Below are 20,649 nucleotides of genomic sequence, written 5' to 3'. Positions count from 1 at the left end.
GGCGCCGGTCCGTGGTCGCCGACCGGCAGGACGGGTCGGATGACCTTTTCCGAGTGGATCGCCGAACCCGTCAACTGGGCCTTCCTGGCCATGGCGATCCCAATGGTGATAGCGGCGCTCCGGGTCGTGACCAGCCGGAACGTGGTCCACGCCGCCCTGTTCCTGGTCCTGGCCCTGGCCGCCTCGGCCGGGCTGTTCATCCTGCTGTCGGCCGAGTTCGTGGCCTGGGTGCTGGTCCTGGTCTACATCGGTGCGGTGGTGGTGCTCTTCCTGTTCGGCATCATGATCACCCGAGCTCCGATCGGGCGGGAGACCAACCTCAGCCACGACACCCGCTGGCCCGCTGCGGTCGCCGCGCTCGGGGTGTTCGCGGTGACCTTCTGGCTCATCAACGCCGTCGCCACTCAGATGGGCGGCTTCAGCGAGCCGCTCCCCGCGGTGGGCCGGGCCACCGCCACCGGGATCCTGGGCGAGGGGTTCATCAACCGCTACCTGATCCCGTTCGAGGCGGTCGGCTTCGTCCTGCTGGCGGCCCTCATCGGCGGGATCACCCTGGCCCGCAAGGACCTCACCCCCGCCGAGGAGGAGGAGGGAGCCCGGGTATGACCCCGATCCGCCGGAGCCCGGCATGGTCCTGACCCAGTTCCTGGTCCTGGGGGCGCTCCTGTTCTCGATCGGGGTGTACGGCCTGCTGTCGCGCCGCAACGCCGTGACGGTCCTGCTGGCGGTCGAGCTCATGCTGGCTGCGGTGAACATCAACCTGATCGCGTTCGAGGCGTTCTGGAACACGGCTGCCGCCCACGGCCAGATCTTCGCCATCTTCGTCATCACCATCGCCGCCGCCGAGGTCGGGATCGGCCTGGCCATCATCCTCCTGGTGTTCCGTAACCGCGCCTCGGGCAACATCGACCAACTGGACCTGATGCGATGGTGAGCGCGGTGGCCTCGGCACCCCTGATCCTGGCCGCCGGGGACGGCGGAGCCGGCGACTTGTCGTCCGGCGGTTTCTTCGCCGAGACCGCCTGGATCATGCTGGTGTTGCCCTTCGCGGCCTTCCTGGCCATCATCCTGGTGGGCAAGCGCATGAAGAGCCTCGGCGCCGAGCTGGCCATCGGCGCCATGGGGGTCAACCTGCTGTGGGCCAGCGTGCTGTTCGTCCAGAACATGACCGGAGGCATCTACCGCGAGGTGAACCTCACCATCGCGGAGATCGGCACCCTCGGGATCACCGATCGCAACCTGTCGTTCGAGCTGGGGTTCGTGGTGGACGGCCTGTCGATCATGATGTATTGGGTGGTGGCCTTCGTGGGCTTCCTGGTCTTCGTCTACGCCCACGGCTACATGAAGGGCGACATCCGGGTGCCGTGGTTCTTCGCCTCCCTATCGCTGTTCGCCGGCTCGATGCTGGTGCTGGTGGGAGCGCCCAACCTGATCCAGCTGATCATCGGCTGGGAGGGGGTCGGTCTGGCCAGCTACCTGCTGATCGGCCACTACTGGGAGGAGAAGGAGAACAGCGACGCGGCGGTCAAGGCCTTCCTGACCAACAAGGTGGCCGATGTAGGCCTGATCCTCGGGACGATCCTCCTGGTGCCGGCGTTGGGCACGTTCCGCTTCTCGGCGCTCAGCGCAGCGGCCGATGCCCACAGCGACCTGCTGGGAGGGGTAGCGGTGGCCGGCGCGCTGCTGCTCTTCTTCGGGGCCATGGGCAAGTCGGCCCAGTTCCCGCTGCATGTCTGGCTGCCGGACGCCATGGCGGGCCCCACCCCGGTCTCGGCCCTGATGCACGCCGCCACCATGGTCACCGCCGGCATCTACCTCATGGCCCGGACCTTCCCCCTCTACCACCAGATGGCCACCGAGGCCCGGCCGTGGATGGTGACGATCGCGGTCATCACCCTGTTCGTGCTCGGCTTCCTGGCGCTGGTGGCCGACGACCTGAAGCGGGTGCTGGCCTACTCCACCGTCTCCCAGCTCGGATACATGATGGCGGCGGTGGCGGCCGGCGGGTACACGGCAGGCCTGTTCCACCTGTTCACCCACGCCTTCTTCAAGGCATTGCTGTTCCTCGGAGCCGGGTCGGTCATCCATGCCGTCCACTCCAACAACATGAGCGACATGGGTGGCCTGCGCAAGGAGATGCCGGTCACCTTCTGGACGTTCGTAGTGGGATCACTGTCGCTGGCCGGCGTGATCCCGCTGGCCGGTTTCTGGTCCAAGGACGAGATCCTGGCCACCCTCGGCCACGAAGGGTACACCGCCTTCATGTGGGTGGCGATCCTGGGGGCGTTCGTCACCGCCTTCTACATGACCCGAGCCGTTGCCCTGACCTTCTTCGGCACCTACAAGGGCCACGGCCATCCCCACGAGTCCCCGCCGGTCATGACCGCCCCGCTGGTGGCCCTGGCGGTTCCCAGCGTCATCGCCGGCCTGCTCAACATCCCCGGGGTGTCATGGGGCCCGATCCGGAACTTCACGGATTGGGTGGGCGCCCGCATCGTCCCGATGGGGGACTACCACCCCAAGGCCATCGAATGGGAGCTGGCCGCCTACGGTCTGATCGCGGCGGTGGCCGGCATAGCCCTCGGATGGAGGCTGTTCGCTCCGGACGCTGAGACCCAGCAGGCGAGGGACCGGCTCCGGATCCCCGTGCTGTACCCGCTCCTCCACAACAAGTACTACATCGACGACCTCTACATGAAGGGCGTGGTCAACCCGATCAAGGGTCCCCTGGCCCGGGCGATCGACTGGGTGAACGGCTACGTCATCGATGCGGTCATCAACGGCGCCGGCGCGGTCACCGCCTGGCTGGGAGGGCTGGTCTACGGCCGCTTGGACCAGCAGGGCATCGACCTGTTGCTCAACGCCGCCGCAGGCGGAACGAGAGGTGCCGGCGGGAAGCTGCGGCTCCTCCAGAGCGGCAAGGTGCAGCAATACGCGGGCGCCTTCGTGGTGGGCGCCCTGCTGCTGGTAGTGGCCTTCGTGCTGGTCACCTAGAAGCGCATCCGACAAGGAACCCGAGAGAAGACAGAGGAAGGACGAGCGACATGGACTGGTTCGAATCCGCGGGGCTCAGCCTCATCGTGTTCCTGCCCGCTGCGGGCGCGCTAGCCCTGTTCGCCGTGCCGAAGGCCCGGGAGGACGCCCAGAAGTGGGTGGCCCTGCTGACCACCGGCCTGACCGCGGTGCTGGCCGTTGCGGTGGCCGCCAACTTCAACTACGGAGGGTCGGAGAAGTTCCAGTTCGAGGTCTCCCAGAGCTGGATCCCGGCCATAGGCGCCCGGTACCACATCGGGGTGGACGGCATCAGCCTGCCGCTCCTGGTCCTCTCCGCGGTGGTGACCGTGCTGGCTGTCATCTACTCGTGGGACCACTGGGAGGAGCCCCGCAACGTCCGGGGCTTCCTGGCCCTGATCCTGCTCCTGGCCACCGGCATGAACGGAACGTTCGTGGCGCTCGACCTGGTGCTCTTCTTCATCTTCTTCGAGCTGGTCCTGCTGCCCATGTACTTCATGATCGGGATCTGGGGGGACAGCGCCAAGCGCCGCATCCCGGTGCTGGGCCGGACGGTGACGATGCGGCTGTACGCGGCCATCAAGTTCTTCCTCTTCACCCTGTTCGGCTCGGCCTTCATGCTGCTCGGTTTCCTCGCCCTCTACTTCCGGTCCGGCGACTTCCTCGGGGACAACACGTTCGACATCCCGACCCTGATCGAGCTCGGGTCGCGGAACGCCTTCGGGAGCGGCACGTTCGCCTTCCTGGTGTTCGGGGCGATGTTCCTGGGCTTCGCCGTGAAGGTGCCCATGTGGCCCTTCCACACCTGGCTCCCCGACGCCCACACGGCCGCGCCGACGGTCGGCTCGGTGCTCCTGGCGGCGATCCTGCTGAAGCTCGGTTCCTACGCCTTCCTGCGGATCAGCATCCCGATCCTCCCCGACATGGCCCGGGAGTGGGCGCCCTTCATCGGCCTGCTGGCGGTGATCGGCATCATCTACGGCTCCCTGGCCTGCCTGGCCCAGACCGACGTGAAGCGCCTGATCGCCTTCTCCTCGGTGGGGCACATGGGCTTCGTCATGCTCGGCATCGCCACCATGACCGATGTGGGCTTCAACGCCTCGCTGATCGGCATGGTCGCCCACGGCCTGATCACCGGCCTGCTCTTCTTCCTGGCCGGCTCGATGCATCACCGTTACCACACCCGCGAGATCGCCCGCCTGGGCGGCAACCAGAAGCTCATGCCCTGGATGGGCGGCATCTTCGCCTTCACCGCCATGGCCTCGCTGGGACTGCCCGGCCTGGCCGGGTTCTGGGGCGAGTTCATGTCGCTCCTGGGCGCCTACCGTCCCCTGGCCGGGCTCAGCCTCAGCCAGTTCCAGACCTACATGGTGATCGGCGCCGTCGGGACCGTCCTCACCGCCGGGTACATGCTGTGGATGCTCCAGCGGGTCAACCTCGGCGAGCCCAAGGCCGAGTGGTCCGAGCACGAGTTCCATGACGTGGAGCCCACCGAGTGGCTGGCCTGGGCGCCGCTGATCGTGGCCATCGTGGCCATCGGCGTCTACCCGCGGATCGTCTTGGGGGCCACCACCGACGCGGTGGTGAACCTGGCCCGGACCGCCTTCGGAGGCTGATGGATGGACCTCGACTACCACGCGCTCGCGCCTGAGCTGGTCGTAGCCGCCACCATCCTGGTGGTGCTGGGGCTGGATGTGGCGCTGCCGCGTCCCCGCAAGTACTGGACCGCCTTCGCCGGGGTACTGGGCCTGGCGCTGGCGGCGGTGCCGCTCCTGACGCTGGCATTCGGCGACGGTCCCGAGACCAGGTCGATGCTGGGGGGGCTCTACGTGGTGGACGGGTTCGCCCTGGTCCTCAAGGCGGTGTTCATCGTGGGCGGCTACCTGGTGCTGCTGATGTCGGTGTCCTACATCGAGAGCGACCGCTACTACCAGGGCGAGTACTACCTGCTGATGCTCACCTCGATCCTGGGCTCGCTGGTGATGGCGTCGTCCCGGGACCTGATCACCCTGTTCGTGGGCCTCGAGCTGGTCACCGGGCCCCTGTTCCTGCTGGCCGGATGGCGCAAGGGCGACGCCAAGTCCAACGAGGCGTCATTGAAGTTCTTCATTCTCGGCGTGCTGTCCACCGCCATCCTGCTGTACGGCATGTCGTTCCTCTACGGGCTGACCGGCTCGGTCACCTACGAGGGCATCCGGGAGGCCGGGGCCGACCTGCTCGACAGCGGGGCCTTCCGGCTGGCGGTGCTCTTCACCCTGGTGGGCTTCGGCTTCAAGGTGACGGCGGTGCCCTTCCATTTCTGGGCGCCGGACACCTACGAGGGCGCCCCCATGCCCGTCACCGCCTACCTGTCCGTCGGATCGAAGGCGGCCGGCTTCGTCGGGCTGTTGCTGCTCTGCTACAAGGCGCTGCCGTCGGTGACCGAGATTTGGGGTCCGGCGCTGTGGGTGCTGGCGGCGCTGTCGATGACGCTGGGCAACCTGACCGCGCTGCGCCAGGACAACGTGGTGCGCATGCTGGCCTACTCCTCGATCGCCCAGGGGGGCTTCATCCTGGTGCCGTTCGCGGCCGCGGCGGTGAGCAACGATCCGGCGGTGATCCAGGAGGCGGCGTCGGCGACCATCGTCTACGTGATCATCTACGCCTTCATGAACCTGGGCGCCTTCGGGGTGGTGATAGCAGGCGCCCGCCGGACCGGCAGCACCATGATCGACGACTGGGCCGGGATGTGGCGCTACGCCCCCCGCCTCGCCGTGCTGGGCGCCATGTTCTTCTTCTCGCTGGCCGGCATCCCGCCCCTGGCCGGCTGGTACGCCAAGTTCGCCATGTTCCTCGCCATCCTGCGCCCCGGCAACGCCTGGGCGACCACCCTGGCGGTGATCGCGGCGGTCAACGCGGTGATCGCGCTGGTCTACTACGCCCGGATCGCCAAGACCATGTGGATGGATCACGTGCCCGAAGGCGCCACCCACACGGCCACGGCCGCCAACCCGCTGAGCGGCTCACTTGCCCTCGCCCTGGGCATCTCGGCGATCTTCGTGGTGGTGGCCGGCATCCTCCCGTTCGAGTTCGCCGGAGTCTTCGCCGACCTGGCCAAGGTGGTGACCACCGGCATTTGACATGAGGAGGCGCTATGGGCGGAGCTGCACGGGTCGCCGTCTGATCTCTGATAGACTCCACCAGCCTTCTGCCTACAGAGGACTCCTAAACGATGAAACTCCGTACCGTATATATCAGGTTCTTTCGCGCATTCAACTTCGACTATCTCCGGGCGAACCACTCTCAGGCTGTTGCGTATCCTTGGGACACGACCGAGGACGGCCGCTTTTATCCGTACATTAGGCTTGATATCGACCCTGAGTTGACCTGCATAGTCGGGGCCAATGAGTCTGGTAAGAGTCAGCTTCTCCAGGCGATTGAATGTGCAATGGGTACGAGAAGGCCGAAGCCTTCCGACTTCTGTCGTTACTCGTCATACTTTACTGTATCTGAAGAAATGAAAGTGCCTCACTTCGGCCTTCACTTCGATAAGGTCACACAGGATGAAGAGGATTCGATCATTGGAATAATCGGCAATGCTGAAATTACTAGCTGCTCTTCGTTCCGCATCTTCCTAACCGACAACACAGAAAGCTACTTGTACCTTGATAACCAATCTACACGCCACCCTCTCTCCACCGAAGAAATCCAGCAACTCAGGAAGCTGTTGCCAAGGCTTGTTCATATTAATCCTAACCTTGCCATTCCCAACAGCGTACCGATATCGATTCTCGCCGATACCGATGACCAGCTCGGCACCGGTCAGACCGTAACTCGCCTTGATCGGTGGGCACTCGTCGACCCGATTGTCGCTGGCGCACCTACGCTTCTGCCACGACTTGGAGATCCAGCTGCACTGGTGGAGAAACTTGGGATCATACTTCAGGGTACAGGTTCGCGGATGGCGTCTACAGGCACCGGAAACCAAGGACATGAAGCGGAACTCCAGCTCGCCCACAATCTGTTGATGAAGGTTAGCCGGATTCATCCTTCTGCGTTCGCTGAACTTCAAACTGCCTTGAGAAGAGCTGACGAAGGCATGGCGAATGCAATTGTAGCTACCATGAATAGGCATATTGATAGCCACCTAAACCTTACGAAATGGTGGTCTCAGGACAAACAGTATAGAAAAGGAACTGTCGTTAGACCGTGATCTAAATGAGGCCATCGATGACAGAGAAACTCTGGAAAAGATACTCGATAACTTAAAATATGCCGAGATCTATGCGAGCCAACCGGAGGCCTTCACATCCGGTAGTGAGCAGGACACAGTCCAGGCTACGGAACAAGGCGATACACCACGGAGCGCCTCGGAGGAGGGTCCTGAGGGTAACTGACTCACGACTGAGCCCCTCCGTGGCTCAGTACTTGCCACCTGTCGAGGAGACAATCTCGTGTTGCTACTGCCAACGGATGTGGACGTATTCAATAGCGTCGGCGGTGTTTAGTAGACGTGTCGCATTGTTTAGACGGACGTAGAAGTTGGCTTCTCCTTTCTTGCCCTTTGTGAAGGTCGGGGAGGTACCCGGAGCCACACCCACGCGGCAGACTGTTCCTTCTGGGTAGCTGTCGAATTGGAACTTCACGGCGGCAGCGGCTATGGGGCCGAGAAGGTTGTCCAACAGACCGTTCAGCCAGAGAGCGAAACCGTCCGGATTCTGCTTGCTGCCTAGTGTCTTGAGATCTTTGTCGATTCCGAATACTTCACCAGAGTCGGTGACACCGATGAGGAGGGTGCCGCCTTCAGCGTTCATGAAGCCGGCGATCGACTTGACGACCATCTGCTCGATGACAGGATCCCGCTGCTTGGTGTGGAGGTTGATGCGTCCGGTTTGCTTGAACTCGACGTGCTTGGACTCACCCTGGCTAATGAGTTCTTCGGTCGAGACCGCAGTCGGGACCTTGCCCCAGGCAGCCGAGGCTTCGGCGGCTGTTCCAGACTCGAAATCGAACTGGGTGCCCAAGTCGTCTGGCTGCTCGGCGACGTCGACCCAGTACTCGTGGCCTGTGTCGCGCTCGACGTAGCTAAACGCGGTTTTCGCGTAGTCGTGTGGCGCCAGCTTTTTCAGTTGTTCCTTGACCCGACGTCGCCCCTCTAGCGCGAACTCCAAGTACTCGCGCAGTTCGGCGTGGGTCCATTCGCCGTGGGGGTGGAGGATCTTGAGCAGGCCGGAGACGGTCTTTCGGACGGCCTTCTCGTCTCGGGCTGACAGGTGGCTACCTAGAGCGAACTCGTTGTCGATGGCCCGGACGAAGCTCTGCTTGCGCAACTGGCGGAGTGCTTCGGCGAAGTAGTCGGATACGAACCCGAAGTGATCTGTGAAGAGGCGGGATTCGAGCTTAGGGGTCTCCCAACCCGGTAGGTAATAGTGGAGCCGGTCGAGGAAGGCGACGTCGATCATCGTCGGTGGCAGGTCGGCGAACAGATGGGCCGCCCGGACCAGATCGCTGTGAGGGCGGCTGGTGTTCCCGACAAGCACGATCGACGCTTCGGCGGGTACCTCTTCCTTCCCGCGGGCGAAGGAGCCGGACTCCATGTAGTCCTTGAGCATGTTGATGACGGTGCCATCGGACATCTTCAGCCCGGCCACCTCGTCGAAGGCGACGGTATCCCAGGTGCCCAGCAGGCCGACCCGGCCCGTTGACAGGTTCACGAAGAGTTGGGCGACGGTGACCTTGCCTCCAGAGATAAGGATGGCGTTGGGGTTCGATTCCCGATAGACGAAGCTCTTACCGGTTCCCCACGGTCCGAGTTCGATCAAATTGAAGTTCCGTTCCGCCATTGGGAGCAGGCGGCATATGGATAGGAGTTTCCCACGCTGGTCGTACTCTCGGGGTTCGAGGCCGATCGTGCGCATCACGAGGTCGAGCCAGGCTGCCCGGCTGAACCGGCGTCGCCCTTCGATGAACTGGTCCGCGTCGAATGCGGCAACCTGGATTGGCTTCAGCCCGCGAATGTAGAAGGGCCGTTTCTGAACTTCCTCATCAAGGGCGTTGTACACGAGATCCAGTTGGCACCATGCTCCGCCCTGGAGCAATCGGTCGTACTGGTAGACGAGGTTTTCGGGAATGTGGACGAACTTGTCGTTGAAGTTCTGGAGGTGGGCCCAGAACTTGTCCTCGCTGGCGAGAAGGCGGACATCCACCTTGTCGATGAGTCTGTACTGGCCCTTCTGCTTGACCCGTGCCTTGGCGAGTTCGGATTCGTCGGGTCGGATGAAGTTGTCCTTCAGGGTCTGGTTCACAACCATCAGCCCGGTCTCGATGGCGAACGGATCATCGGAAGCGCAGTACTTTCCGAGTAGAAACTCCAGCACGTAGACGGGCACGTTCGCGCCGACCTTCACCTGGCGGACCAAATCCTTGCGTACGACACGACCGGCGAAGGTCTCGTTGGCGAGCTTGTCGAGTTGATCGAGTTGCATCAGTGCGTTAGTCAAGTTCGTCCTCTACCACCACCGGAGACGCGACGGGCGCCGTCGCCGATGCGAGCTTCAGGCCGGTTCGGGCGTCGAGTACCTGCAGATTCACCTCGGTGTTGGCGCCGAGGTTCTCGATGACCAGGAAGGTGAGGACGCTCGACCGGCCGGTGCCGACCGTCACCGTTCCGGTGTCAGGATCGTAACCGTCTCCCGAGACGACCCGTGCGACCGGTGGGCCACCACCCGATCCGGCGAAGACCCGTACCCTCACTTCGTTTGTGAAAAGGTCCCCATCGAAGGAAATGGTGGCGGCAAAGATTCCGGTGGTTATGCGGCCTCCGGCCACGGTGATGCCAACCTTCAGCTTCTGCGGTTCGGGCGCCCGCCTTGACTCGACGACGATGACAGGAACGATTAGTTCCTGAGGCGAGAGCCCTCCGTGGAAGAACTGGCGGGCTCCGCCAGCCCGGAACACAGCCAAGCCTCGGGGCACTATGAGGTCGAGGTCTCCTGGTATGCCGCATGAAGCGATGGGCACGCGCGCAGTGGCCTGGCGTGGGTTGGCGCCCCGACCGACGAAGACCCGTCTCTTGGTGATTCCGACTCCTCCCGCGGGAGGGTCAACCGTGCGTTGGGCGCCGAGGCTCTGGCTGAGCGCGATGAAGCCGTGATCAGCGCTGATGATGACACGCTCGACACCACACTGGGCGAGCCGCGCGATCACGTTGGCTAGGAGGCCTATCACGGTCTGGAAATGTGACCAGGCCACCGACAAAAGACCTGACTCGCCTGCCGAGTCGACTTCTTGTGATCTAACCAGGATGAGGTCGGCACCTTCTATCGCGTTACCGAGTGCCTTCTCGCCCTTTTGCGAGGCATCGTTGAGATCAAGGTCGGCCACGCTCCCATGCCGCGCACGCAGCAATTCGCGTCTTTGGCGAACCGAGTTGACCCGTGTCCCGCCGATACTCACACGTAAGCGGTTTCCCTCCAGTTCGAGTCCCAGGTCTGATGCGGCACCTGGTAGCAGGTTGGCCATACCCACCTGGGTGATCGTGGGTGCGGCCGCGACCGCAGCGTGGATGGTTACATTCTTGGTGATGTGGCCTAGGGCGTCAGCGAGTTCCATGCCCAGTTCGTAGCGGAGCGCATCGACCCAGACGTAGGCGGTACGTCCCTGACCCTCGGCGACAAAGCGGTCGTGAACCTCACCTTGGCGGATCAGACCGTCCGTTTCGAGGGCTTTATCGGTCACGGAGGAGACGAAGCGATCGAGGAGATGATCGAGCCACGTCTCGTAGGCGATTCGAGCTGCATTGAGAGTGTCCTCCAAGTCCCCGAACCTCCGGAGTTCGGAACGGGCCAACTCCAGTCGGCGGTGCGCTCTGTCGACCAGCCATCCTTGTTCCACATACCAAGCCAGCATCTCGCACGGTCCCACTTCTAATGGCGGATTGGCCTTGGCGAGTTCTGCGTGTAGGCGGGAGATGGCTTGGACAGTGCGCCATCGGCCTCCCCATCCTGAGTTCGGGTCCGACACCCAGGGGCTCACCTCAAGACGGCGCTCGGCGATTTCGAGAGCCTTGCCATAGTCGGTTTCCTGTATAAAACGGATTGATCGCCCAAGGAGGACCTTCTCTAGGGCCGGTGTGCCGACGGCATCCTCGAGGCCGGGCCGCCATTGGAGGCTGTCGGCGAGCGCGAGGCGGGTATCGGCAGCCGTCGCGAGACGCCGATGAGCGGCTAGACCTCCGGTTGCTCCGCGTAACCGTTCCAAAAGGTCCTGCGTACTCCGGCGTTGGGACGCTGAGAGGGAGCTGGACGCCGTCTGGAGAGTGTCCGGTAGCGGTCCCCCGATCACCCGAGAGATGTCGGCCAGGAGCAGGTGCTGGAATATGTCATGCCGGAGTTCGTCCGACACCCCGGCGACATCGGCGCCCACCGTTTGGTTCGCCATGGCTACGACCGCATCCCACAGACCGGCGTTACTGAGATCATCGTCAGAGGCGCCGGTGAGGACATTGACGAGAAGTTCGAGCGGCGTGAGCGTTCCCATTACTCGGGTCAGACGTACATCGGTCTCTCCCGGCCCCTCAGCGGCCATCTCGGCCTCTCGGAGTGTCCGAGCCTGTTCGGATATTGCTGTGATCCTGGCCGGGGAGAGTGTGCCCCTCAGAGATTGGCGAACCAGGGTTGACAGCCTTCGGGTGAACTTTCCCGCCGCGTCGCGTACTTCCGCGAGGGGGTCATCGTCTTTGATGGGAGCGGGGGTGTACACGACCAGACGGGGCGGCCGGTCACCGGAAACCGCGCTCTCGACTCTTCGTCTGAGATCGTACCAACTGCCGTTGAACGGCTCGAAGAGAACATCCTCCGGCGCTACCGAGGAGGCAACGTCCTTGTACTCGCCTCCCCGATCTTCCCAGATCACTAACCCGTAACGCTGGACCTTTTGAGCCAACTGCTTCGTGAGGGCCGCTCTCAGAGTCGTCATAGCTCATCCGCCCAGTTCGTCACGGAGGCCCACGGGTACTTTCCCGCCTTGATGTTCGCTCGCTCCTTCGCGGCTTCCTTCCAGGCCGGGAAGAGGCCGGCAAGTGGTGCGGCACACAGCACGATGCCATCGTCCAAGTCCGGAACCCACCCGAGCCGAGCTACCCGTTCTGCCTCGTTTCTGAATACGCGCAACTCCTCGGCCAAGCCTTGCTCCGCATCGAGCACAGCCGCGAGTTGTATTGGGGAACGGCCTCCTACTCCGTCCTGCTGGTCGCGGCGCAGCCGGGAGATCTCGACCTCGGCAGCGTTGAGGCGCGCGGTTGCGGCCGCTTCGATAGCGTATAGTGTCTCCCGGCCGAGTGAGGGAGCGTATACACAGACGCCCCATCCGCCGGAGGGCACGTAGAGCGGCCAGTAGATCGGTGCTTTCCGACGCGACTTCGTGTAGCGCTTGAGATGGTCGTTGAAGAAGTGCTTGCGGAGGTGATCCCGCAGGTCCTTGCCCTTGAGATGCTTCATTACATCAACTACGAGCCGTTCGGCATCGCTGACCAGCAGTGCGGCTACGGCTAGGACACGTTCAACGATATCCCATGGATGACCCGGCTGATCGAACAGTAGTTGTCCAGGCGGGACGTCCACCTCGTAGCCGGGTGGAGTCGACCGGGCGGGCAGGCCTCCGTCCATGAGCATCCCGGGTGGGTAGATGGGCACGGGGTCGAACAGATCACCCAACGATGGCATCCTGACACCCGCCAAGCGCATGTCCCACCGACCCGCCGCTGCACCAACCAGATAGCTCAACAAGGCCGCGGCTGATCTTGGCAGCTCGCCGGACGGCAGGATGCCAGTCTCCCGACGGTATGACTCGATCTGGCTCGGAGGGCGTTCCAAACCGTGGGCAATGACCTCGAGCCGCCGATCGGCGAAGAATGTCAGGTTGGCAATAGCACGCGACCCACCGCGTCTGTCAATGAACTCTCTGATGACCTTGTGGATCGGATCCTCGAGCAGACGGTGAAGCTTGCCTTCATCAAGGGGACCCGGCCGATAGGAAGCGGGGTGTGGCCCGACTTCCACGTTCAGATAAGCGTTTGCTTCATCGTCCAATGCGGCCACCTCATGGAGGCGTTGTTCAATCTTCTCGGTAAGTTCTATAATGCGAAGATGGCGATCACCATCACGATTCACCTTCTCGGCTACCGCCTCTGGAATCGTCAATCATATTAGGAGTTCGTTCATGATAGACGGAGCTTTGAAGAGCCTGGAGGTCTCATCAGAAGAATCTTCATATCGTCGAAGATCAGCGACCTCAAGGGCCAATCGAGATAACTGCGTATCTTTATCGAGTTCTGGTAACCAAGGGAGGCGTTGAACGGACCCAACGGAGTAGCGCTTTGCAGGACTTCCTGACCGTGTACTCTCCGCCGATCCAAGTGAGGCAGCGAGGAGCACATTTGTTAACCGACTCATCAGGAATCCAAGCATGGCACCTCTATCGACTGTTGGGAATATTCCATGACCAACGTGGGAAAAAACGGTACCAACTGGAAGGATTCTGGGCCCGAAACCGCTAGTGGTCCTCTCGGGCCACGTGAGGCCGCGTCGGAAGTAGAACTGGGTACTCTGAACGCGCGAGCCCTTGTAGTTTCTTAGGGCATGGCCGTCCTTGCCGTAGTCGACTACGAGGTGAATATCAGCCCAGAAGGGACTGTACTCACCTCCCTTGGCAAAGGGAGCCCAGCGTTTACCAGACTTGGACTCCTCTCGTGTACGGGCGATTTGGGACGGGTTTACTTCCCAGAAGGCACGTACAAATCGAAAGTTATCCCCTGTTGCCAGTCCTTGACGGACATCTCCTGCCATACCCTCAAGGGCTGGGTGATCCGTGAAGAGACGCCGGATGGCCGGACTCATCCAATAGGCAATGGGTGATCCCGGGACGGTGTGGAGATCGTGCGGCGGCATCCGGAATATCCTGTCGTCCTCCTCTTGCCGTCGTCGGATCTCGATAGCGGCTACGAGCCCGGCGGGCTTGTCGGTATCCTTTAGGAGGCGGATGAAGGTTGCTTTCTGGCCAAGTGCTGCGGTTGAATTACCGAGGACGTAGGCGGCAGCCTCAACCTGTGCCCCTTCCATAACCCCGTAGCCGAGGTCCGCGACGGTGACGAGGTCATAGCCGAGGACTACGTCTTTTCGCCACGCCTGGAAGGTCTTAAGGAACATCCCAGCCCGTGACGTGATTGCCCCTACGTATCCGACACCAGGTTGGCACAGTTCCAGACCACGGCCAACGAAGGCGGCGAGCAGGTTGTAGTCCTTGGTGGGGATCCACGGGTAACTGGCCTTGAGGTAGGGCTTTGTAGATGGCACCGGCTCTCCGAAGGGTGGGTTCTGGAGTACGGCGTCGTAACGACAAAGCAATGCCATAACGAAACGCACTGCGTCGTCGGCTTCGGCGGCTAGAAGGCGCTCTGCCGGGGAAGCAGTGGTGGCGTCTGCGAGGCTCTGGAGGTTCGTGACGAGCTCTTCCGTGTGTCTCAGGATCACCGCCGGCTCAATCGCCTCAGCGAGTCCTTCTTGTGGTGTACCGGCAATTGCGGCACGGATTTCGCCTTCGATGCGGTCCTCGATGCGTAATAACGGTCCGAGAACGGGGGCATCGTGGAGGGCTTCGGTAAGGGCCTTCATCAAGGTCTGCTGAGTTGGTGTGAGGTGTTCCAACATGGAGTCCATACCTGTCGCGGTGGCGGGGACGGACCTGGCGCAAACGATGTTGGGCCTTGGGAGCGACCCGGTCGGTCGAGAGCGCCGGGGCGCGGAACAAGAGGGCGGCAGAGGCGACCTGTGTGCATCGGGGGTCGATCTCGATTCCCCAGAGGGATCGGACGATGTGCGGTGCCGCGTCGGAGGGTGATTCACCCGAGTGTTGCCAGGCGCGTTCGAGCAGGTCGTAGGCGGCGAGGAGGAAGTGGCCGGATCCGCATGCCGGATCGAGTACCTTGACATCTTCGAGTTTGATTGGTTGCTCTTGTTCGGTGGGCGGGTCTACAAGCAGAGGTAGATCGTCGATCAGGGCCGAGTTCGGATCGGCGTCGAGTAGACGTCGACCCAAGCTGTTCTGGACGAGGAAGTCGACTACGTAGCGCGGGGTGAAGAACTGATTGCGGACGGCTAGTTCGCGACTGTTTCGAGGCGCCGGTGACGCATCGCGCATGGCGCGACGCTCGTCTGCGGTGTTGAAGAACTGGTAAGTCCATCCCAGACAGTCCGACGCCGTCCACAGGCTGGCATTGGCGGGATCGGAGAAGAGTCCCACGAGGTGTCCCACCGCGATCGGGCTCGGCGCGAGTGCGAGCAGGGGGTTGCGCGGATCGAAGAGGTTGGGTACATCGGGCGCCAGTTCATCACCGCACAGCTGCAGATAGGTCCAGTACCCGTTCGTGTCGTCCGCCGTGAGCAGGGGTGCCAATTCCCGGGTGTTTCGGTATCCCAGTGATCGGTCGCCCCGGGCCAGTGACTCTGGAAGCAAATCGAGAGCTTCCGCGATCCGGATGGCTACGAGACGGTTGAGGTGGGTGAATACGGCTTCTCGGAGAAGTCGGGCGACCGCGTCCGGGGCGGAGTGACCCTCGCTACGGAGATGCTCTACGACCTCCACTATTTCGCGACGAGAAGCAAGGCCTGCTTCGTCAAGTTGCAAAGTCGACTCCGCGGCTACGGTGCCATCGCCGTCGATGCCGAATCGACCCGAAGCTTGGGTGGCCAGATCGCGCTCCAGCAGCGCACGCCCGCGACCGATCAAGCGTCCGAGCTTGCTGCGCTGATCGGTGTCGAGGGCGTCGGTCATTGGAGGCGGACTTGCTTACCTTCTGCCAACTCCGCAGCAATGGCCTGGCGGATGCGATCGAGGATGGGGTCGATCTGGTCCTCGGCGGTAATGGGCTCCGCGATGAGGTCGCCCACACGGACCCAGGCGAGTTGCCCGCTCGCTCGTAGATCCTCAAGGTGATGCGTAGCCTCCCTAGCCCTTGCGCGTGCGCTGTCGATACGTACTTCCAGTTCGTAGGCGTCCGCCGAAGTCAAGTCATCGGGTGGGATGAGTTGCTCGATAGGCCGTAACGTTTCGGCAACCGCGCCGTCGGCCACGTCTTTGAACTCTCGTCTCAGGTTCGCCCTGGTCTCATCGATGACTTCGTTGAGACGATCTGCTGCTTCCTGTGCGGCTGCCTGCCGTCGTTCGGCGAGGCGCCGTGTGAGGGCCAAAATCCGGGGGGTGTGATCGACGAGGTCACCGGCGGCAAGAAGGTCGACTAGTTCCGCGTGCTCCTGCACGAACGCGGTGGGCAGGCCGCCGGGAGAGCGGCTTGCCTCTCGCTGAGCGGCTCGGAGATCGTCGGTTGAGTTATCCAGCAAGTCGCTCAAGCTGGCGACGGCTGCGCTCCCGTCTGTTAGATCCGCCCAAGTACTGTGGGCCGTGGTGACCACCTCGACATCGTCGCCGCTGATGAGCCGCCCGATGATCCCTTGCGCGCGAGTAACTGATCGGGGTATGGCTATGCCAAGGCCCGTCAAAGAAGCGATGACCCGGACCGTTACTTCCCGGTGGGGGCCAAAGGTGTCGCGAACTGAATCGGCAAGTACTTCGGTGGAGGGACCGGAAAGGTATTGCCCGTAGTGTTCGAGCCTCTTGGCAAGATCGACCCGCAAGTCGATCGGGACGTCGGTGTGCGTCGGGGGACGGAAGGCAGCAGCTCTGAACCGGGGCAGGGTTCCGAACATTTGGTCGAGGCGTCGGTCGCTGGCGTTGACGATGAGTTGCCCCTGATGGATGGTCTCGACCATACCGGTCCGTAAGGCGGCTGCGCACAGTGCTTGTACGACTTCGACCTGTGCCCCGAAGGGCGGTTTGGCAAAGTGAGTCTCCAGGTAGGCGCCGGTGGCTTCATAACCGTATGAAGCTCGCTTGCTTACTTCGCTGACGAGGGCATCGAGCGGGCCTCGATTGGTTACCAGCACGTATCCATCGGGAGTGACTTCCACCAAGCCGATGCCCTCCTCTCGGAGGTCCTCTGGCAACGTGGCGAGGTCGGTCGTGCGGAGTAGTTGGATCACATCCTTACTCTTCATGTTGGCGGTGAACTGATGCAGTTGGGGATAGATCTCATCCAACCGTTCGCCGAGAAGGCGTTGTACCGTTGAGCGCAGGCGGGTGCCGTCGATGTCCTCGATGCGTCCACGGAAGATCACCCTGCCGGATGTCAGGTCACGGGTCAACCGTTGCATGGCTGTCGCCTCATACCGACGTTCGCGCTCGCGTTCCTCGGCCAGGAGTCCGACATCGGCCGTTGGTTTGTTGGGTGTGTCCCGCCGCTCGATCATGACACGGCTCCGATGCAGATCCAACAGCGCCTCCCATGTCTCCGACGCCAGTACGTAGACCCAATACACGACCTCCTGATTGGCAGACTCACGTGACTCCGCCCGCAGATCGTTACGTTCCGCGTCGTCCGCCTCGGCAATGTGTAGCGGAAGTTCCCCGGGCACGACCTTCTCGCTTTCAACCGTGACCTCGACTCTGAAGGTTCGGCCTCGAGTAACGGTAAGGCCGCGCAAGGCCTGTTTGAGCATCTCGCGCCGGAGACGTACCGATGCTCCTGGCGTCAGATCGATTCCTCGCCGGTCTTTCTCCCAGTCCTTCTGCTCGGGTGATTGCAGCTTGTAACCGTCGTTTGTCTCGCGCAGGCGATCATCGGTGACCAGGCGGGCAAGAGCGGCATTGATTCTGTCCTGTTGATTCTCGCCCGCGATCTCGGAATGGAGCAGAGCGGCGATGTTCTCCGCTGACAGTGGCAGAGCGGGAATCTCGACGCACAAGGCGGCGACCTTCATCACCCGAGCTTCATTGCTGTCGCTGCCGTACCGGTCGGCCACCTGAGCGACCTCGGATCGCCATGAGGTGGGGATCAGTTCCTCGAGCAGCTCGAAGGATCGGTCGAGGGTGACAAGGGTTCCGACCTCGCAGCTACCGAGCCCATGTCTGGGATGGGCGATGAGTTGCTGGGCGTGCTTGATGAGGGTGCGGTTCGAGCCGCCGACGGTGGGAGAGGCGCCTCCATGAGTGCGCCGTACCGACACCGCGTCGATGAGGAGCTGAATCTGGTGAGGGAGAAGGGGGTAGAGACGGACCAACTCGTCCTCGGAGGGCACGGCGGAGCGGGTCGGAGAGGACAGGCGGACGTTGCGGATCAGCTGGTTGCGGTGCGGCCTGATGGCTTCGCGCACGGACCGTTGCGCCTCGTCGGTCTTGTCGAGCACCCGCCTACCGGTTACCTCGTCGATGTCGGAGGGCAAAAGGTCCACCCGTAGCGGGAACCTCGCCTGTGCCCGTGCCAGCTCGACCTGCTTTGCCTCCAGACTGTCGACTACGTCGTTGAGCGTCTCCTGAGATGTCACAACGAGCCAAAGGCTTCCGCGCCGCTTCTGGAACGCCTCGGCGAGCCCCTGCAGGTCCAGCATCCGCTGCACCGAGCGGGCGATGTACTGGCCGGCCTCGTCTACGACGAAGGCGAGCCGCCGCGCCTCGCCCCCGCGCCGCTCCAGCAGATCGAGAGCGCGTGCGGCGAACCAATCAGCGTCGATGTCGGGCGCCTCGAACTCGCGGGCCCACCTGGGAATCCCACGACCGTTCCCGTAGACGGCATCCACTGCCCGCATGGCGTCCCACGTGGCAAGCGCGGTGAAGCGGCGCTCCTTCCATGGTTTCCCGATGATCGACGCAAAGGCGCTCTCGAAGTCCTCAAGTTTCCCATCGCCCTCTATGGTGTACTCCAGTTCGGCGATCTTGAAGTTACGGGAGTAGTCGAGCCGGTCCAGCAAAGCCCGGTAGACCGGTAGGACGACCGACTCACCCTCCCTGGCCACGACATTGGATCCGGTCGCCAGATTCAGCAGAACCGTCTGTGTGGGCGCTTGGGCGTGGATCGTGTTGAGCAATGCTCGCACGCGGGGGGCGGATGTCCGTCCGAAGAACCGGTCGGAGGCAGATTCACCCATCACGATCGGATTCCAGAGCAGGTAGCCGAGAACCTTCGCCCAACTCGACTTTCCCGAGCCGAAGAATCCCGAGACCCAAACTGTGCAGGTCTCATTGGGATTGTTAATCGATTCCTGGTAAGCGTCGAGCACGGTTTCCAGTTCCTCAAGGATGTGCCTGGTGGCTACATACTCGTCGAGTTCGCCGGCGATGATGTTCTCATCACCCACATCGACTTTGATTACCTCCTCGATGACCCGATGGATGTCACGCCGGAATAACTCTTTGATCTTCATACAGATGCCTCCCTGGGCACGATCAACGCCCGGTACCCGTAGGCGGGTTCGTTACGGCCCATGAAGCGCAGGCCGTACTCACCGGACAGACGGCCCGGATAGAGAAGCGTGACCGGACGGACGAGGCGCCCTCGTAGGTCGTCGAGCAGGGTTGAGGTTCGATAGGCGGGGTAAAGCGCCCCCGCCCGGTACAAAAACACCGCGGTCCGGTCGCCACAGTCGGCTACCTCGCCGATGACACGATCCGGAAGGGTGGGCGGCTCGCGGAGTATTTCCCCAACCGCTGTATCCACCTCCCGCAACGCCGACGAGTTAGATGCCTCAGTCGCCTCGCGTTCGTGTGCGATCAACTCCTCAAGGTATCCGGATTCTTCGAGAGCTTGCCAGAACAGGTCCGCCAGCGAAATCGCCGCGCAGTTGATACTACGAGGGGTCGCCTCGAGCCATCGCCGCAGGTCCCCCAGGTCGCGCCGAACCTTCCACTCCTCGGTGGGCAGGTACTGGTAGAGAATGAACGGGGGCTCGCCACCAGTAGCGAAATGGGTGACGATGCGCTCCCCAATCGCGAGCAGTTCCTCACGCAGCGGCACCAGTGACCTCCTCCAGCCGCTCAACCAGCCAGTCGACGCGCACTGAGGACCCCGCTCGTGAAAACCGCAGGACGCCGAGGAGGGCGGCGCGAACGAAGAGATCCTCCACCATCTCCTCGTTGAGCAGCCAACGGCGCCAGACTCGGCTGGTCGCCAGCGCGTGCGACGAGGCACCCTGCTCGTGTTCCCGCCAGAGGACATAGGCGAAACCGCGTGGTGTCATCGCGGGGGGTGCGATCTCCTTCCGCCTGCCGCCGGTTGCGCCCGTCAGAATCCCGAAGTCTCTCAGGGTTGAGAGCAACCCTTGGGCGGACCGCGATCGGACGCTTTCGCTCCACTCGGGTACCTTGCCGGACTTTGCCAGTTCGCCGAGCCAGCCAAGCGCGTCGTGAATCTCGACCGACAGTCGACCTTGTCTCCACCGTTCCCAAATCGGTCCCTCCGCGAACGCAGCCAACAGGTCATCGTCCCGCGACGTTTCGTAGTAGCAGGCCTCCGTGAAGGCCCGCCTATCCGGGACCAGGCCTTTCAGCGCCGGGAGGAGGTGTGAGCCTGGTTCTACATAGCGCCTCTGAATCACCCAGTAGAGAAGGTCGTCGATCCTGGCTCTCGAAGGCTTGCCCAACAGGTTCTCAGACGAGATTCGGTGAAGGTTCTCATCGGGCGATAACCCAGGAACCCACAACTCGACCACTCGTAGGGTGTCTTCCAGAACTGCGCCCCCCTTCAGCAGGCGCGAGGTGTATTCCTTGCCCATC

14 protein-coding genes are annotated in these 20,649 nt (G+C 62.6%); 7 read left to right on the top strand and 7 right to left on the bottom strand.

The window, feature by feature from the left end; all coding sequences use genetic code 11:
• Positions 1-39: 39 nt before the first annotated feature.
• From OXK16_04250 to OXK16_04225, 6 genes are all read left to right on the top strand, one after another.
• Positions 40-606, top strand: coding sequence for an NADH-quinone oxidoreductase subunit J (locus OXK16_04250; GenBank protein MDE0375158.1), 567 nt, complete (start codon positions 40-42; stop codon positions 604-606).
• 22 nt (positions 607-628) lie between these two features.
• Positions 629-934: an NADH-quinone oxidoreductase subunit NuoK gene (nuoK, locus tag OXK16_04245; protein MDE0375157.1), complete on the top strand. Its 306-nt coding sequence runs from the start codon at positions 629-631 to the stop codon at positions 932-934.
• A gap of 5 nt (positions 935-939) precedes the next feature.
• Positions 940-2,994, top strand: coding sequence for an NADH-quinone oxidoreductase subunit L (gene nuoL, locus OXK16_04240; GenBank protein MDE0375156.1), 2,055 nt, complete (start codon positions 940-942; stop codon positions 2,992-2,994).
• Positions 2,995-3,044: 50 nt separating this feature from the next.
• Positions 3,045-4,628, top strand: a complete 1,584-nt coding sequence (locus tag OXK16_04235; protein MDE0375155.1) for an NADH-quinone oxidoreductase subunit M — start codon at positions 3,045-3,047, stop codon at positions 4,626-4,628.
• A gap of 3 nt (positions 4,629-4,631) precedes the next feature.
• A complete protein-coding gene (locus OXK16_04230; GenBank protein ID MDE0375154.1) occupies positions 4,632-6,131 on the top strand; it encodes an NADH-quinone oxidoreductase subunit N in 1,500 nt (499 codons plus the stop codon).
• Positions 6,132-6,223: 92 nt separating this feature from the next.
• A complete protein-coding gene (locus tag OXK16_04225) occupies positions 6,224-7,204 on the top strand; it encodes an AAA family ATPase (protein ID MDE0375153.1) in 981 nt (326 codons plus the stop codon).
• A gap of 247 nt (positions 7,205-7,451) precedes the next feature.
• Here the strand turns inward: OXK16_04225 and brxL are convergent, their stop codons facing one another.
• From brxL to OXK16_04210, 3 genes are read right to left on the bottom strand one after another with little or no spacing between them, the layout of a single operon-like run.
• Positions 7,452-9,476: a protease Lon-related BREX system protein BrxL gene (brxL, locus tag OXK16_04220; protein ID MDE0375152.1), complete on the bottom strand. Its 2,025-nt coding sequence runs from the start codon at positions 9,474-9,476 to the stop codon at positions 7,452-7,454.
• A 7-nt stretch (positions 9,477-9,483) separates the two neighbouring features.
• Positions 9,484-11,967 (bottom strand): PglZ domain-containing protein, encoded by a 2,484-nt coding sequence (locus OXK16_04215; protein ID MDE0375151.1) that lies wholly within the window; start codon positions 11,965-11,967, stop codon positions 9,484-9,486.
• Positions 11,964-12,704 (bottom strand): hypothetical protein, encoded by a 741-nt coding sequence (locus OXK16_04210; GenBank protein ID MDE0375150.1) that lies wholly within the window; start codon positions 12,702-12,704, stop codon positions 11,964-11,966. Before OXK16_04210 ends, OXK16_04215 begins: the two co-directional genes overlap by 4 nt.
• Before the next feature lie 162 nt (positions 12,705-12,866).
• Here OXK16_04210 and OXK16_04205 point away from each other — a divergent pair, with 162 nt between their 5' ends.
• Complete coding sequence (locus tag OXK16_04205; protein MDE0375149.1) at positions 12,867-13,199, top strand: hypothetical protein; 333 nt, start codon at positions 12,867-12,869, stop codon at positions 13,197-13,199.
• Here the strand turns inward: OXK16_04205 and OXK16_04200 are convergent.
• The 4 genes from OXK16_04200 to OXK16_04185 all read right to left on the bottom strand — a co-directional run bounded on the left by OXK16_04200 (position 13,191) and on the right by OXK16_04185 (position 20,648).
• Entirely contained in the window at positions 13,191-14,660 is a 1,470-nt protein-coding gene (locus OXK16_04200; protein ID MDE0375148.1) for a hypothetical protein, read from the bottom strand. The two genes, OXK16_04205 and OXK16_04200, sit on opposite strands and share 9 nt — an antisense overlap.
• 1,155 nt (positions 14,661-15,815) lie before the next feature.
• Positions 15,816-19,301: a BREX system P-loop protein BrxC gene (gene brxC / locus OXK16_04195; GenBank protein ID MDE0375147.1), complete on the bottom strand. Its 3,486-nt coding sequence runs from the start codon at positions 19,299-19,301 to the stop codon at positions 15,816-15,818.
• Positions 19,298-19,891 (bottom strand): DUF1788 domain-containing protein, encoded by a 594-nt coding sequence (locus tag OXK16_04190; protein ID MDE0375146.1) that lies wholly within the window; start codon positions 19,889-19,891, stop codon positions 19,298-19,300. The genes brxC and OXK16_04190 overlap by 4 nt, the downstream gene beginning before the upstream one ends.
• Positions 19,878-20,648, bottom strand: coding sequence for a DUF1819 family protein (locus OXK16_04185; protein MDE0375145.1), 771 nt, complete (start codon positions 20,646-20,648; stop codon positions 19,878-19,880). The genes OXK16_04190 and OXK16_04185 overlap by 14 nt, the downstream gene beginning before the upstream one ends.
• Position 20,649 lies beyond the last annotated feature (1 nt).

The organism is bacterium (assembly GCA_028821235.1).
Classification (GTDB): domain Bacteria; phylum Actinomycetota; class Acidimicrobiia; order Spongiisociales; family Spongiisociaceae; genus Spongiisocius.
The sequence above is the reverse complement of the archived record's forward strand: the minus strand, read 5'-3'. Positions and strand labels throughout refer to the sequence as shown.